The 14,074-nt window shown below is 72.5% G+C and carries 13 protein-coding genes; 8 read left to right on the forward strand and 5 right to left on the reverse strand.

The window, feature by feature from the left end; translation table 11 throughout:
• Positions 1 to 15: 15 nt before the first annotated feature.
• From DP939_RS31245 to DP939_RS31260, 4 genes are read left to right on the forward strand one after another with little or no spacing between them, the layout of a single operon-like run.
• Positions 16 to 1,647, forward strand: coding sequence for a nitrilase-related carbon-nitrogen hydrolase (locus DP939_RS31245; protein ID WP_113984430.1), 1,632 nt, complete (start codon positions 16 to 18; stop codon positions 1,645 to 1,647).
• A gap of 33 nt (positions 1,648 to 1,680) precedes the next feature.
• Positions 1,681 to 3,141 (forward strand): PucR family transcriptional regulator, encoded by a 1,461-nt coding sequence (locus DP939_RS31250; RefSeq protein ID WP_113984431.1) that lies wholly within the window; start codon positions 1,681 to 1,683, stop codon positions 3,139 to 3,141.
• Positions 3,142 to 3,188: 47 nt separating this feature from the next.
• Positions 3,189 to 3,947, forward strand: a complete 759-nt coding sequence (locus tag DP939_RS31255; protein WP_158578782.1) for an alpha/beta fold hydrolase — start codon at positions 3,189 to 3,191, stop codon at positions 3,945 to 3,947.
• Positions 3,940 to 5,322, forward strand: coding sequence for a hypothetical protein (locus tag DP939_RS31260; protein ID WP_113984433.1), 1,383 nt, complete (start codon positions 3,940 to 3,942; stop codon positions 5,320 to 5,322). Before DP939_RS31255 ends, DP939_RS31260 begins: the two co-directional genes overlap by 8 nt.
• On the opposite strand, the gene DP939_RS31265 is transcribed toward DP939_RS31260, so the two are convergent.
• The 3 genes from DP939_RS31265 to DP939_RS31275 all read right to left on the reverse strand — a co-directional run bounded on the left by DP939_RS31265 (position 5,312) and on the right by DP939_RS31275 (position 9,118).
• The gene (locus DP939_RS31265; RefSeq protein WP_113984434.1) at positions 5,312 to 5,758 is read right to left on the reverse strand and encodes a hypothetical protein; all 447 of its coding nucleotides are present in this window, start codon (positions 5,756 to 5,758) and stop codon (positions 5,312 to 5,314) included. The two genes, DP939_RS31260 and DP939_RS31265, sit on opposite strands and share 11 nt — an antisense overlap.
• A gap of 41 nt (positions 5,759 to 5,799) precedes the next feature.
• Positions 5,800 to 6,255, reverse strand: coding sequence for a DoxX family protein (locus DP939_RS31270; protein WP_113984435.1), 456 nt, complete (start codon positions 6,253 to 6,255; stop codon positions 5,800 to 5,802).
• Between the two features lie 298 nt (positions 6,256 to 6,553).
• On the reverse strand, positions 6,554 to 9,118 hold the full coding sequence (locus DP939_RS31275; protein ID WP_113984436.1) for a glycosyl hydrolase family 18 protein: 2,565 nt from the start codon (positions 9,116 to 9,118) through the stop codon (positions 6,554 to 6,556).
• Between the two features lie 306 nt (positions 9,119 to 9,424).
• Here DP939_RS31275 and DP939_RS31280 point away from each other — a divergent pair, with 306 nt between their 5' ends.
• Together DP939_RS31280 and DP939_RS31285 are read left to right on the forward strand one after the other, a co-directional pair.
• Positions 9,425 to 11,041: an FAD-dependent oxidoreductase gene (locus tag DP939_RS31280; protein ID WP_113984437.1), complete on the forward strand. Its 1,617-nt coding sequence runs from the start codon at positions 9,425 to 9,427 to the stop codon at positions 11,039 to 11,041.
• 132 nt (positions 11,042 to 11,173) lie between these two features.
• Complete coding sequence (locus DP939_RS31285) at positions 11,174 to 12,061, forward strand: ParB/RepB/Spo0J family partition protein (protein WP_113984438.1); 888 nt, start codon at positions 11,174 to 11,176, stop codon at positions 12,059 to 12,061.
• 13 nt (positions 12,062 to 12,074) lie between these two features.
• Here DP939_RS31285 and DP939_RS31290 read toward each other — a convergent pair whose 3' ends face one another.
• Together DP939_RS31290 and DP939_RS31295 are read right to left on the reverse strand one after the other, a co-directional pair.
• Positions 12,075 to 12,533 (reverse strand): pyridoxamine 5'-phosphate oxidase family protein, encoded by a 459-nt coding sequence (locus tag DP939_RS31290; protein WP_113984439.1) that lies wholly within the window; start codon positions 12,531 to 12,533, stop codon positions 12,075 to 12,077.
• 95 nt (positions 12,534 to 12,628) lie between these two features.
• Positions 12,629 to 13,090 carry a DUF1772 domain-containing protein gene (locus DP939_RS31295; RefSeq protein WP_113984440.1) on the reverse strand — a complete coding sequence of 154 codons (462 nt, stop codon included), beginning with the start codon at positions 13,088 to 13,090 and terminating at the stop codon, positions 12,629 to 12,631.
• 164 nt (positions 13,091 to 13,254) lie between these two features.
• Here DP939_RS31295 and DP939_RS31300 point away from each other — a divergent pair, with 164 nt between their 5' ends.
• Positions 13,255 to 13,728, forward strand: a complete 474-nt coding sequence (locus DP939_RS31300) for a DUF1772 domain-containing protein (protein ID WP_113984441.1) — start codon at positions 13,255 to 13,257, stop codon at positions 13,726 to 13,728.
• A gap of 13 nt (positions 13,729 to 13,741) precedes the next feature.
• Positions 13,742 to 14,071: an antibiotic biosynthesis monooxygenase family protein gene (locus DP939_RS31305; protein WP_113984442.1), complete on the forward strand. Its 330-nt coding sequence runs from the start codon at positions 13,742 to 13,744 to the stop codon at positions 14,069 to 14,071.
• The last annotated feature ends 3 nt before the right edge of the window (positions 14,072 to 14,074 follow it).

Consider the following 14,074-nt stretch of genomic DNA (forward strand, 5'->3'; position numbering starts at 1 on the left):
TAGAAAGGGGCGCGGGTGAGGGTCACCGTCGGCGCGGTCCAGCTCGTTTCGGCGCACGGCGACGTCGCCGCCAACCTCGCGGCGATCGAGGAGCTGGCCGCCGCCGCCGCGCGGGACGGCGCGCGCGTGATCGTGACGCCCGAGATGGCGCTGACCGGCTACCTGTGGCCGGACGACGAGGCGGTACGCGGGTTCGCCGAACCGGTGGACGGCCCTTCGGTACGGCGGCTGGCCGCGGGGCTCTGCCGTACGACGGGCGCGTACCTGCTGCTCGGCATGCCCGAGCTGGACCCTGACCACGGCACCCTGCACAACGCCTGCGTGCTGATCGGCCCGGACGGGCCGGTCGGGAGCCACCGCAAGGCCCAGCCGTTCGCGCCCGACCCGCGCTGGGCGGTGGACGGGCACCTGCCGCCGCCGCTGTGGGACACGCCCGCGGGCCGGATCGCCCCGCTGATCTGCGCCGACGTGGACCATCCCGAGTCGGCCCGGTACGCGGCGCTGCGCGGCGCGCAGTGGCTCGCGCTGCCCACCGGCTGGGTGGACGAGGCCGCGCCGAGCGCCACCTGGCGGCTGCGGGCCTGGGAGAACGGCCTGCCGGTGGTCGCGGCCGACCTCGCCGGGGCCGAGTCCATCGAGGGCGAGGAGGTCCAATTCAGCGGCGGAACGTGCGTACTGGACCACACGGGGGCGGTCCTGGCCGCGCTGGACGACGGCCCCGGCCACGTCACCGCCACCCTGGACCTGCCGGCCGCCGCCGAGGCCCGGCGGACCCGGCTGGCCGCTCGCCGCCCGGCCGAGTACCGCCCGCTGGCGCTGTCCACCACCTGGCCGCGCGAGACGCCCGATGGCCCGGAATCAGTGACCGTGGCCGTATTGTCCGGCGACGAGCTGCCCGCCCCGCCGCCCGGTGCCGAACTGGCCGTACTGCCCGCGTTCCACCTGACCGGCGGGACACCAGAACCGCAGCGGGCGGAAGAGGCGCTGCGGACGCTCACCGGCTGGTGCGCCGCGCACGGCTGCGACGCGGTGACCGCGCTGGCCGTACCCGGGACGGACGGCCGCCCCCGGTACGCGGTCACCCTGATCACCCCCGACGGCGAGGCCGCCCGCCACGAGGCCACCCACCTCGGCCCGCACGCCGCCTGGGCCGTGCCGGGGGAGCGCGCGACCAGGCCGGTGACCCGCCCGTGGGGCCGTCTCGGGCTGCTCGCGGGCGAGGAGTTGGTGGCGTTCGAGCCGTCCAGGGTGCTCGCCGTACTCGGCGCGGACGTCCTCGCCGCGCCCGCCGCCGCGCTGGACTGGCCGCACCCGGCCCCCTTCGCCGGGACCCGGGTGCCGCTCGAACCGGCCGCGCTGCGCCGTCCCGACCCCTGGTTCGCGCACCCGGCGCGGCTGCGCGCGGGCGACTCCCACGTGTGGATCGCGCTCGCCGCGACCGGCCGCGTGCCCGGCGGAATCTTCGCCCCCGACCACGTGGCCGTGCCTCGGGAAGAGGCTCTGACCAGCGAGATAGGCTGGACAGTGCGGCGGTGCCAGGTGCGGGGGGCGCGGGGCATGGGGGCCGTGTGCGCGGCCAAGCCGCAGCTCGCGCGCCGCCGTACCGACCTGTTCGGCAGGGAGATGCTGCACGGCCCGCGGGACTGAGCCCGGCAGGGCCCGGCGGGGGACGGAGAGGCCATGGCGGTGACGATCCGGCGGCTCGTCGCCGACGCACGGCTCGGGCTGCGGGTGGTGTTCGGGCACGAGGGGCTCGACCAGCCGGTGCGCTGGGTCGTGGTCTCCGAGCTGCCCGACCCCGCCCCCTGGCTGGACGGCGCGGAGCTGCTGCTGACCAGCGGCATGTGGCTGCGCGAGGAAGAGGACCCGCGCCGGGCCGCCGAGGCGTGGGCGGGCCGGCTGGTCGAGGCGGGGGCGCGGGCCGTGGGCTTCGGGCTGGACCCGTGGTTCGCGCAGATCCCCGCCGAGATCGTCAACGCGACCCGGCGGTGGCGGCTGACGCTCATCGAGGTGCCCGCCCGCACGCCGTTCGTGGCGATCGACCGGGCCGTCGCCGACCTGAACGCCGCCGAGACCCGCCGCGAGGCCGAGCAGGGCAGGCGGGTGCAGCAGCGGCTGGCCGAGGCCGGGCGTTCCGGACGGCAGGCGGTGGCCGAACGGCTGGCCAGGGAACTGCACGGCTGGGCCGTGCTACTGGACGCGGGCCACCAGGTGGCGCTGCGCGCCCCCGCCGACGCGGGCCCCGACGACGGCGTCCTCGCCGCCCTGGCCCGGCGCGGCGACGAGGCCGGACGGCACGCGCTGCACGAGGAGATCGACGGCGTGGCCGTCACCGCGGTCCCGCTCGGCCTGGCCAGAGAGCGGCGCGGCACGCTCTGCGTGGGCTCGCCCACCGTGGGGGACCGGCCGATGTGGAGCGCGGGCGTGATCGGCACCGCCGCCGCGCTGCTGACCGTCCTCGATCGCGGCGGCGAACGCGAACTGCGCGGCGTCGTCGCCGAACTCCTCGCCGAGGGCGACCTGCGCTCCGCCGAACGCGTGGCGGGCGTCGCCGACGTGCCGCTGCCCACGCGGTTCGTCGCGGTCGCGCTCACCGGGCAGGGTCACCGCCGCGCGGCCACCAAGCTGGTCGCCGCCGGGGGCTGGCCCGTCGTGGAACACAACTTCGAGTCGGTGGTGCTGGTCACCCCCGGTTTCAGCGAGGAACGCCTGCTGGCCCTCCTGGCGGACGGCCGGGCCGGGCTGTCCACCGGCCGCGCCCCCGAGCAGGCCGTCACCGCGATCCGCGAGGCCCGCCAGGCCGCGCAGCTGACCGGCCCCGGCCGGATGGTGGTCCGGTACGCCGACACCCCCTCCATGGAGCTGGACCGGCTGCTCACCTCACCGGCGGCCGAGCGCTTCGCCGAAGCCCTGCTCACCCCCGTCACCGAGGCCCCCGACGGCGACGTGCTGATCGCCGCCGCCCGCCACTGGGTCGCCGCCAACCACCACTGGGACCCGGCGGCCACCGCCGCGGGCGTTCACCGCGAGACGCTGCGCGCCCGGCTGCGCCGCCTGGCCGCGCTCGCCGGACTCGACCTTGACCAGGCCACCGACCGTCTCGCGCTCTCGCTGGCCCTCACCGTCGGCCGCTTCCGCTGATGTTTCGCGGCCTCGCTGAGGGAAGTGGGAGGCCCTGGGAGGTGCGGATGCAGCGGCGGGAGGTCGTGGTAGACGGGGCACGGATGGTCGGATGGCGGGCCGGGCACGCCGCCGGGATGCCGGTGGTGTGCGTACACGGGGCGGGGGTGTCCAGCAGGGAGCTCCGGCCGCTGGTGGCGGCGCTCGGCGGCGCGGTGCGCGCGTGGACGGTGGACCTGCCGGGGTTCGGGCAGAGCGGCAAGCCGTCCCGGCCGCTTGAGCTGGTCGGGCTGTCCGACGCGCTGGCGGGCTGGATGGCGGCCGAGGAGATCTCCGGCGCGTGCCTGGTGGGCTGCTCGTTCGGCTGCCAGCTCGCGGTGGACGTGGCGGTGCGCCACCCCGAACTGGCCGGAGCGCTGGTACTGGCCGGGCCGACGGTGGACGCGGCGGCGCGGTCCTGGCCGAAACTGGTGTGGCGGTGGGCGCGCAACTCCGTGCGCGAGGACCCGCGGATGGCGCCGCTGAACATCGCCGACTACCGCGACGCGGGGATGCGCCGGGTGCTGTCCAGCTTCGCCACCGCGATGCGCGACCGGATCGAGGACAAGCTCCCGTACGTGGGCGTGCCCGCGCTGGTCGTGCGCGGCGAGTACGACCGGCTGGTGCCCAGGGAGTGGGCCGAGGAGGTCACCCGGAAGCTGCCGCGCGGGCGGCTGGTGGTGCTGCCCGGCCTGCCGCACATGATCCCGTTCAAGGACCCGGGCGCGCTGGTCCCGCTGATCGCCCAGCTGGTGCGGGACGGCGTTCCGGTGGTGCGGCATGGCTAGGTACGTCGCGTCGTTCGACTCGGCCACCGGCATGCTCCGCGCCCTCTCCCGCTACCTGCGCGGCATGGACGTGCCGATGCTCGGCCAGCTTCCCGGGCCGGTGGAGCCGCTGGCGTCCGGGCTGCTCGGCGCGGCCAACCGGCTGCCCAGGCGGATGGCCGAACGCGCGTACGCCACGGCCGGCTGGACCGAGGCCAGCTCCCCGGAAAGGCTCGCCAAGCTGCGGGCCGGCGACCTCGCCGAATGGGTGGTGCGGCACTATCCGCCGCGGCGCTATCCGGTGATCTTCGTGGGTTCGGCGTCCGGGGCGCTGGTCCACCTGGCCGCCGCGCTCGGCGCGGCCTGGCTGCCGCAGACCCTGCTGCTGCCCGTACGGCAGCGCGGCGTCCACCCCGACGCGCCCGCCGACGGCCTGCGCCACTGCCGCGCCGCCGGGGAGGCCATGCTGGACGCCAACCCCGACCTGCGGCTGCACCACATGCACGACGCCGCCCAGGACCGGCTGATGATCGCCGGAATGGCCTACTTCCGGGTCAAGTGGCGCCGGCTGCCCGCCGCGTACCGGAAATTCATCCGCGAACGGCTGGCCCCCGGCGGCACGCTCGTCGTCTCCGACTGCGGCCTGCGCTGGCCGACCACCCGGATCACCGACCGGTACGTCTTCCAGCACGGCGCGCTCGGCGGCCTGTCGCCCGGCGAGTATCGCGAGGGCGGCCCGAAGGTCGCCGACTACCTGGCCGAGCACGGCTCGCCGTACCGGAGCTGGGACGCCCCCGAGCCGGACGGCGAGAGCCCCGAGGCCGAATGGGGTTTTGCCCCCGAACTCCTCGGCGACCTGCGCATGGCCGCGCCCCCGGGGGCACAGGTGGCCCGGCTCGGCTTCGCCGACCCCGAGGCGCTGAGCCCGGCCGTGGCCGACCTCTACCGGGCGTGGTACGAGCGGCGCGGGGTCCCGGCGACCCGGCTGCTCGCCGAGTCGTTCGTGCTGGTCGAGCCGTGGTGGACGCTGCGCACCGGCTCGGTGCCCTATTGGATGACCTTCAACGCCGAGTCCTCGCGCCGGGCGCTGGCCGCCTACCTGGACGGCGGCGAGCCGTACGACGAGATCCGGCTGACGCTCTTCAGCCACGGCGTGCGCTCGCCGGGGGTGGCCCCGATCGCCGCGTGGCGGGAGGTGCTGGAGCGGGCCAGGAAGATCGGGGTGTTCGCCGGGGTGGACCCGCGGGCCTTCCCCCGGGACTTCGCGGTGCTGGCCCGCACCCACCGCGATCTGTCGCGGGTGCGGACGACCTACCCGATGCCGCTGCCGATGCCCCTCGGCGAGGCCGAGACCTGGCTCACCGGACGCCCCGACCTCCAGTGGGTCACACTGTGACCGACGCCGTGTCCTTCGCCTGGGGCGTGGCCACGCGGATCGCGTCGGCCGGGGTGCGCTCGCGCACGTCGTCGGCGCGGATGGTGATCACCGCGGGCGGCCCGCCCAGGTCGCCGTAGCGGGCGGTGACGGCCGGGACGATCGCCGCGCGCGCGGCGGCGGTCACCTCCCTGGCCGTGAGGCCGGGACCGGCCGCGGAAAGGAAGCCGAGCAGGGCCGCGAAGCGCAACTCCTCGGCCGCGGGCGGCGGGGCCCCCGGCGGGGCGGGACGCCCCAGCCAGAAGACCCCGCCGTGCAGGTGGCCCGGGAAGGTCGTGCCGCCACCCGCGGGGAGCGCGCGCACCGCGCCGGCCAGCAACTCGCCGAACTCGGTCAGCTCGGCCTGCGCCGGCAGGTCGGTCGTGATCAGCAGCGGAACGATGTGCGCACTCAGCATCGGCAGCCTCCCGGGCCTCCCTGTCCTACTGAACGGCCATGCTAGGCACGGCGACCGACATTTTCCCGCTGGTCGGCGCTCTGCTCCGCGTTCGCGCCTGACCGGCGCCGGATGATCGTGTCGAGTGCCCACGTACCGGGACCGAGCACGAAGATCAGCAGGAACGCCCAGGAGTACATCGCGGCGAGTTCGCCGTGGTTCTCGAATGGCACCAGGCCCAGTGGCTGGTGCGCGGTGAAGTAGGCGTACGCCATCGTGCCCGACGCCAGGAACGCGGCGATCCTGGCGAACAGCCCGAGGGCGACGAGTGAGCCGCAGCCCAGTTCCACCATGGCCGACCAGAAGCCCGGCCACGCGCCGAACGCGACGATCTCGCCGTTGCCGCCGGCACCGCCGAACAGGCCGAACACCTTGGCCACGCCGTGCTGCAGGAACATCAGGCCGACGACGATGCGGAACAGCGAGAGCGTCGGCCCGCCGTACCGGTCGAGATTCATGAGATCACCTCGAATTGCGGGGGGTTACAGAGACGGGCCGCGCCGTCCGCTACCAGACCCGGAAAGGGCACGCCTTGAAGGGGGCAAGGCGGGCCGGATGACGTCTGTGGTGACGACGCTTCTACGACCGGCGCGACCATTCTTCAGTTTTCTGATGTGCTCGCAGATGCGATTTTCAAACGCGAACCGCGTTCCGCGACGTCCGGCGTCCGGACCGACGCCGCGGAACGCGTGCTCAGGTGGTGCTCCGGCGGGCGGGCCGCCGGGGATCTCTCCCCGGCGGACCCTCAGTCACCGGTCAGGGCGCCTTCAGCGCGTTGTCCAGCGCGGTGGTGAGGACGCCCGTGTCACCGGACATCTCCCAGATCATCGCGCCGAGCAGTTTCTTCTTCTTCAGCCAGGCGACCTTCTGCTCGATCGACCAGGCGTCGTCGAACGACCACCACTGCCCGTTGTTGCCGGTGTAGCAGTAGGTGGCCACCGCCTGCGTGTCGTGCTTGATCGTGCAGTTCGGAACGCTCGACAGCAGGTTGCTGTACCCGCGGGTACCGGCCTCCTCCGCGAACTGACCGGGCGCCGCGCCCTTGGCGTCCTGCCACTCGCCGGCCTTGCCGTTGTCGGTGACGTTCTGCCAGCCACGTCCGTAGTAGGCGAGGCCGATGGTCAGCTTGCGGGGGTTGATCCCGGCGTCCAGGTAGGGCTGGACGGCGTTCTCGACGCTGAAGTGGAAGTTGTAGGGGTCGTCGACGTCGGTGTACAGGTTGCCCTGGTGACCGGTCCGGTTCGGCTCCCAGGAGTTGTCGCTGCCGGAGCCGTGGAAGTCGTAACCCTGGATGTTGAAGATGTCCATGTACTTGGCCACCTTCGCCAATTCCCAGCCGGCCTCGATCTTGGCGGGGTCGGCGGGGGTGAACGCGGTCAGCTCGTAGCGCTTGCCGGTCTCCTTGGTCAGCTCGTCGAGCTGCTTGCGGAACTCGGCGATCAGCAGCGTGTTGTTGACCTTGTCGTCAGGGCTGACGTGGTTGCCCGGGTGCCCCTCGGCGCCCGGCCACTCCCAGTCGAGGTCGATGCCGTCGAAGATGCCGGCACCGGTGCCCGGGCCGCCCGCCGCGTTGTACGTCGGCAGGTTGCCCTTGATGTAGACGTCGAGGCAGGAGGCGACGAACTTCTTGCGCGAGGCGTCGGTCTTGGCCACGTCGGAGAAGTACTTGGAGTAGGTCCAGCCGCCGAGCGAGATCAGCACCTTCAGGTGCGGGTACTTCGCCTTGAGCTTCTTGAGCTGGTTGTAGTTGCCGCGCAGCTTCTCCCAGCCGGTGTCGCCGACGCCGTCCACGGACTGCGCGGCGCTGAACGGCCTGCTGTAGTCGGCCTCGGCGTCGCCCGCGCCGTCACCCTGGTTCGGGTCCTGCGGGTTGGACGAGGTGCCCTTGGTGACGCCGTGCAGACAGGTCAGGTTGACCGGGTCGATGTTGCCGAACGCGTAGTTGATGTGGGTCAGCTTGCGGGCGTTGCCGGTCGTGTCGAGGTTCTTCACGAAGTACTGGCGGCCGTAGATGCCCCACTGGACGAAGTAGCCGACCCGGGCGTAACCGCCCGCGACGAGGTCGTCCGTGGTCGCCTTGACCGGGGCGCTCGCCTGCGACAGGTTGTCGTACAGGTCGCGGGCCCGGACGGTGAAGGAGTACTCGGTGGACGGCGACAGTCCGTCAACGGTCGCGGTGGTGCCGGTCACCGTGGTCTTGAGTTCGTCGCCCACGTACACGTGGTAGTTGGCGACGCCCTTGTTGTCGGTGGAGGCGTTCCAGGCCAGCGTGACCGAGGAGGAGGTCTTGCCGGTGGCCCGCACGTTGGTGGGGGTGGTCGGCGGCTCGGGGTCCTCGGCCGGGTCGTTGGTCTTGACCGAGATCGCGTTGCTGGCCGGGGAGAGGGTGCCCTTGCGGTCCACCGTCTTCACCGTGAAGGAGTACTCGGTGTTGGGGGTCAGCCCGTCGACGGTCGCGGAGGTCCCGGTGACCGTGGTCTTGAGCGTGCTGCCCGCGTAGACGTTGTAGCCGGTGATGGGCAGGCTGCCCGGTGTGGCCGCGTCCCAGGCCAGGGAGACGGTCTTGGTGGTCTTGACCGGGGAGCGCAGGTTGCCCGGCGCGCCCGGCGCGGTGTCGGCCGACCCGTCGCAGCGTACGTCGTTGACCCGGCAGTTGGCGGGCTCGGCGGACGCGGAGCTGAGGGTGAAGGTCGGGCTGTAGGGATCGGTGGTCCGCCGCGCGCCCACGCTGGTGTTGTAGTGCGCGGGGGTCAGCGTGACCTGGCGGCCGTTCTGGGCGAGCGTGCCGTGGTCGGCGTTGCTCGCGGTGACACCGGCGGGCAGGTCGAAGGTGATCGTCCAGCCGCTCAGCGTGGTGTCGGTGTTGTTGCTGATCACGTACGTGCCGCGGCTCCCGCTCTTGGAGAACTCGGCCATGACGGGGGAGGGATCCGGCGGGTCCCCGCCGCTGCCGTCACAGTTGGCCCCGTTGATCGAACACGAGGTCGGCTGTACGGCGGAGCTGAGGGTGAAGGTGGGGCTGTACGGCTCGGTGTTGCCGTTCGCACGCACCGTGTTGATGTAGAAGAGGGGGGTGAGCTTCACCCGTGTACCATTTTGGGCGATCGTGGCATTCTGGGGGTTGCTCGCGGTCACCCCGGACGGCAAGTCGAAGTAGATCGACCAACCGGTCACGGCGGTGGAGTTGGGGTTGCTCACCACGAACTTGCCCTGGTTGCCGGTCAGTGTGAAGGCGGCGGTCAATCGGGCGGCGGCTTGGACAGGAGCGGCCATAGCGGTCGCCACGATGAGAACCAGCAGCACAGCGGCATATCGGCGCATGCGGCGGACCCTTTCTTAAAAGAAAGTTTCCTAACAATTAAGCCGGATCGTAACCCCGTGTCCTGACGGCGGCAAGGCCCAATCACTCTGTGCGTTCGAGGTGTCAGAGCGCTACTTGCGATATGTCGCGAGTGTTGGAATACTCTGACCAGAGTATTACGAAGGCATACAAAATGCCCTCAGCAGTGCTGCAACACCGCTGAGGGCACGCAGGTCCCGCGTGGAGGCGTGACCCGAGCCTCGCTACAAGGCCGATCCCCAGGCTAGCGGGCGCGACCTCCACCTCACCCACCGTGGAGGTTTCCGATGAGTTCCATTCGCGTGCCCGTTCTCGTGGTCGGCGCCGGCTATGCCGGGCTCAGCGCCGCCGCGCTGCTCGCCTGGCGCGGCGTCGCGGTCACCCTCGTCGAGCGGCACCCGAGCACGTCCGTCCAGCCCAAGGCGTTCGGCGTCAACTGGCGGGCGCTCGAACTCCTGCGCCCGGTCCCCGGCCTGGAGCGCGAGCTGAGCGAGATCTCCGAGGGCATCGGCGACGGCATGCGCATCGCCATCGCGTCCAGCCTCGCGGACCCCGACCCCAAGATGATCGTCGAGGACTCCGACGACGACTTCTCCTTCCTCCGCCAGGTCACCCCCGTCCCCGACATCGGCGCCCCGCAGGCACAGGTCGAGCGGGTGCTGCGGGGCAAGGCCGAGGAGTACGGCGCCGACCTGCGGTTCTCCACCGAGCTGACCTCCCTCGTCCAGGACCCTGAGGGCGTCACCGCGACCGTCCGCGACCTCGCCACCGGCGCGGAGACCACGGTCAGGGCCGACTACGTCATCGCCGCCGACGGGCATCGCGGCCGGGTCAGGTCGATGCTCGGCATCCCGGTCACCGGCAGGGGCGAGCTCGGCAGCACCTGCGCCATCATGTTCGACGCCGACCTCACCGGCCTGGTCCGCGACCGCCAGGTCACCCTGTGGTACCTGCAGAACGAGGTCTTCAACGGGGCCATCGTCACCGGCACCGGGGTCGGCGCCCACGTCCTGGCGGTCCACTACGACCCGGCCGCGGGCGAGAGCGAGGCCGACTTCACCCCCGAGCGGGCCCGCGAGCTGATCGAGGTGGCCCTCGGCGTGCCCGGGATCGAGGCGAAGGTGCTCGACCGCAACGCCTTCGCCGTCGCGCACACGCTGGCCGCCCGCTACCAGCAGGGCCGGGTCTTCCTGGCGGGCGACGCCGCGCACACCATGCCGCCCACCGGCGGCCAGGGCGGCAGCACCGCCCTCCAGGACGGCGCGGACCTCGCCTGGCGGCTCTGGCTGGTGCTCTCCGGCCAGGCGGGCCCCGGCTTCCTGGGCTCCTACGACGCCGAGCGCCGCCCGATCGGCGCGATCACCGCCGACTCCCAGCTCGCCAACCTCGCGGTGCGGATGCCCCCGGCCGCCCGCGCCGAGTTCCCCGAGCCGGTCTCCGACCCGTTCGCGGTCATCATCGGGCAGCGCTACCACTCCGGCGCGGTGCTGGCCGAGCCGGGCGACGACGGCTCGCTGCTGGAGCCGCCGATGATGCCGACCGCGCGGCCCGGCAGCCGCGCCCCGCACATCACGCTGACCAAGGACGGGCGCGAGGTCTCGGTGATCGACCTGTTCGGGCACGGGTTCGTACTGCTGGCGGGGCCGCGGGGGCGGGCGTGGGCCGACGCGGCGGGCGCGGTGGCGCAGGGGCTCGGCGTACGGCTCGCGCCGTACGTGGTGGGCGGGCCCGAGCTGGGCGACCCCGGCGACGCCTGGCCCGCGAGGTACGGCGTGGCCGAGACCGGCGCGGTGCTGGTACGCCCCGACGGCCACATCGCCTGGCGCGCCCGCGAGGCCGCCGCCGACCCCGCACGGACCCTGGAGGACGTCCTGCGGGCCGTGCTCGACCGGCCCGCCGGGTAATTCGAATTTCCCGTTCGATCCACGGACCCCCGCCGGGCGAATCACTCCTGGCATGTCCTTCAGGGGGAGTGGACAAACGTGACACGGGGGAGTGTTACGGTCGTCGGTCCGCCGACGACCGTTCCGATAGCCATGCTGTCGCCGGGAGACTCGCCGCGCCTGGCCGGCGAGGATCCCGGCCACGCGCTGCTGCTCGCCGAGTCGAACGCCAGGCTGCCGCCGATCATCGTGCACCGCCCGACGATGCGGGTGATCGACGGGATGCACCGGCTGCGGGCGGCGATCATGTGCGGCGCGGACACCATCGAGGCGCGGTTCTACGACGGCGACGCGGACGCGGCCTTCCTGCTCGGGGTGCGCGAGAACATCACCCACGGGCTGCCGCTCTCAGGGGCCGACCGCGAGGCGGCGGCGGTCCGGGTGATGGCGGTTCATCCGGAATGGTCGGACCGGGCCATCGCCGCGGCGACCGGGCTGTCGGCCAAGACGGTCGCCGCGATCCGGCGGCGTACCGGCGGCGACGCCGCCCACCGGCGGGCCCGCGTCGGCCGTGACGGGCGGGTGCGGCCGATCGACGGCGGCGAGGGGCGGTTGCGCGCCTCTCAGATCATCCAGGCCGGTCCGGAGGTGTCGCTGCGCGAGGTGGCCCGGCGGGCGGGCATCTCGGTGGCCACCGCCCGCGACGTACGCGAACGCCTCCGCCAGGGGCGGCACCCGCTGCCGCCCCGGCAGCGGCGCACCAGGGCCGTCCCGGCGGGCCGTACCGTGCGTACCTCGCCGGTCGCCTGGCCCGAGGTGCGCGACAAGCTGGGCAGGGACCCGGCGCTGAAGTACAGCGAGTCGGGCCGCCGCCTGCTGCGCTGGCTGGACGGCCACGCGCTGGCCGCGGGCGAGTGGGAGGCCCTGGCCAGGGCGGTGCCCAGTCACTGGACCGGCGACCTGGCCCACCTGTGCAAGCTCTTCGCCCGGCGCTGGCTGGACTTCGCCAAGGCCCTCGAAACGCCGCCCTCGGGCTATTGAGGCGGCCTGAAGGTCAGGCCAGCCAGCGGCCGTTCTCCATCAGGGTGCGGCCGGGGATCTCGCCGCGGTGCCGCCAGGCCAGGATGCGCCGCGGGGTGAGCCGCAGGTAGACGCAGCCGGGCACCCTGGCGGGGTCGAGCGGGAGGCCGGACGGCGGCGCGAAGCCGGCCGGCAGCTCGCCGGGGGACAGCACCTCCACCGGGCCGTCCACCAGGATGACGTCGGCCGGAGTGCCGTACGCGGCCCGCGCCCGCGGGTCGGCCCGCAGGTTGCGGGCGGTCCGGTGCCGCTCATGGGTGGCCATCACCACGTGGCCGCCGTCCCAGGCGCAGCCGAGCGGCACCATGTGGGTCCCGGAGGGACCGCCGGTGGCCAGCCACAGGTGGCTGTCGCGGGCCAGCGTGTCCAGCACGTCGGACTTGCGCTGCGCGAGGTCGCGGACGGGCGCCGGGGCGGCTCCGGTCAGGGACATCTATACTCCTTTTTCTTTGTCGCCGGATTTATGCCGACGCCCGATTTATGCCGACGCCGGATCTTCTCGCGCCGGATTCTCTCGTCGCCCCGCCATCAGACGACGGACACCGCCGCGGCCGCGTTTCCGGCCAGGGCGAGAACCGCGAACACCGTCCGCACATAATTCCATTTCTCCCATTCGGCGCGGGGGTCCACCCAATCGATGGGAATGGCGGCGGGATCGAGTGCTTTGACCCGGTGGTTGATGGGCACGTTGCGCGTCTGCGAGACGAACCCCGAGGCGATCAGCGAGACGGCGGACGCGGCGAACAGCACCCGGGGCACCATGTCCTCGGAGAGCACCGTGAGCACGGCGTCGCAGATGACGGCGGTGATCACGGTGATCGGCATCATCGGGTCGTACCGCCGGCCGAACGACTTGTGGAAGGCGATATAGCGGTCGGGCGCGAGCGCCCGCATCGCGGGCCAGACCCCGATGGCGGTACTGAAGAGCACGCCCGCCACGAGTCCGCTGGCGACGATTACCGTGGCGGTGAGAATTCGGGCGAGCAGCATTTCGGTCCTTTCGCCGGTCCCGGCGGCAGTCTGCCGAGGTTGGCTTGAGCCGAACTAGAGCGGCACTGGTGTGACCATGGAATCCGAATTCGAGCGTCGTTCGAGGTCCGCACGAGGATGCCCCGCCAGGCTTGGGCAGCGTCGGGCGAGCCAAGAGGAGCAGGATGACCGAGTTGCTGTTGCCGGTGGCGCTGTTCACCAACGGGATCGCGGCCGGCGTACTGGTCGGGACGATGCTCGGCGTGGTCCCGTTCTACCGGACGCTGGGCGCGCCCGAGTACGTCCGGGCGCACGCCTTCAGTTCCACCCGTTATGACCCGTTCCAGCCCATCTGCCTGGTGACCACGCTCATCATCGACACGATCGTGGCGATCACACTGGACGCGTTCACCGCACGGGTCCTGTGCGCCGCCGCCGCCGTCACCACGCTCGGCGTCATCCTCATCTCACTGAGCAGGAACGTCCCGATGAACCGCTGGATCGTCCGCCAGGACCCCGACGCGATGCCCGCCGACTGGGACCTCACGTCCTTCCGGGAGAACTGGGCCCGCTGGAACGGTATGCGTGCACTGGTGGCGCTTCTGGCCTTTGTCCTCAACATCTCGGCCGCCGTCGCCCTGCTGGCGTACGGCTTGTGAAGGGAGGTCCGGCATGGCGGAGACGACCGCATTCCGGGTGATGCTACGGATGCAGATCTTTCCCGGCATGGAGCAGGAGTTCGAGAAGGTGTGGTACGCCGGGTCCGACGTGATCGGCAGGCAGGCGGGCAACCTCGGGCAGTGGCTGATGCGCGGCGAGGACGAGGAGGAGGGCGTCTACTACATCATGAGCGACTGGGTGGACGAGAGGGCCTTCCGCGCGTTCGAGGGCACCGACGAGCACATCGAGCACCGCACCCAGCTGCACCCGTACCGCTCGAAGGGCTCGATGGCCACCATGAACATCGTCTACGCCCTCAACAGCCCCGCCGTCACCTCCTGACCC

This window comes from Spongiactinospora rosea (assembly GCF_003315795.1).
In the GTDB taxonomy this organism is placed as follows: Bacteria; Actinomycetota; Actinomycetes; order Streptosporangiales; family Streptosporangiaceae; genus Spongiactinospora; species Spongiactinospora rosea.

Excerpts from the sequence above, each read along its gene's own strand:
- DP939_RS31250 (WP_113984431.1), top strand. The coding sequence starts at position 1,681 with ATGGCGGTGACGATCCGGCGGCTCGTCGCCGACGCACGGCTCGGGCTG.
- DP939_RS31285 (WP_113984438.1), top strand. The coding sequence starts at position 11,174 with ATGCTGTCGCCGGGAGACTCGCCGCGCCTGGCCGGCGAGGATCCCGGC.
- DP939_RS31280 (WP_113984437.1), top strand. The coding sequence starts at position 9,425 with ATGAGTTCCATTCGCGTGCCCGTTCTCGTGGTCGGCGCCGGCTATGCC.
- DP939_RS31290 (WP_113984439.1), bottom strand. The coding sequence starts at position 12,533 with ATGTCCCTGACCGGAGCCGCCCCGGCGCCCGTCCGCGACCTCGCGCAG.
- DP939_RS31300 (WP_113984441.1), top strand. The coding sequence starts at position 13,255 with ATGACCGAGTTGCTGTTGCCGGTGGCGCTGTTCACCAACGGGATCGCG.
- DP939_RS31275 (WP_113984436.1), bottom strand. The coding sequence starts at position 9,118 with ATGCGCCGATATGCCGCTGTGCTGCTGGTTCTCATCGTGGCGACCGCT.
- DP939_RS31260 (WP_113984433.1), top strand. The coding sequence starts at position 3,940 with ATGGCTAGGTACGTCGCGTCGTTCGACTCGGCCACCGGCATGCTCCGC.
- DP939_RS31255 (WP_158578782.1), top strand. The coding sequence starts at position 3,189 with ATGCAGCGGCGGGAGGTCGTGGTAGACGGGGCACGGATGGTCGGATGG.
- DP939_RS31295 (WP_113984440.1), bottom strand. The coding sequence starts at position 13,090 with ATGCTGCTCGCCCGAATTCTCACCGCCACGGTAATCGTCGCCAGCGGA.
- DP939_RS31265 (WP_113984434.1), bottom strand. The coding sequence starts at position 5,758 with ATGCTGAGTGCGCACATCGTTCCGCTGCTGATCACGACCGACCTGCCG.
- DP939_RS31305 (WP_113984442.1), top strand. The coding sequence starts at position 13,742 with ATGGCGGAGACGACCGCATTCCGGGTGATGCTACGGATGCAGATCTTT.
- DP939_RS31270 (WP_113984435.1), bottom strand. The coding sequence starts at position 6,255 with ATGAATCTCGACCGGTACGGCGGGCCGACGCTCTCGCTGTTCCGCATC.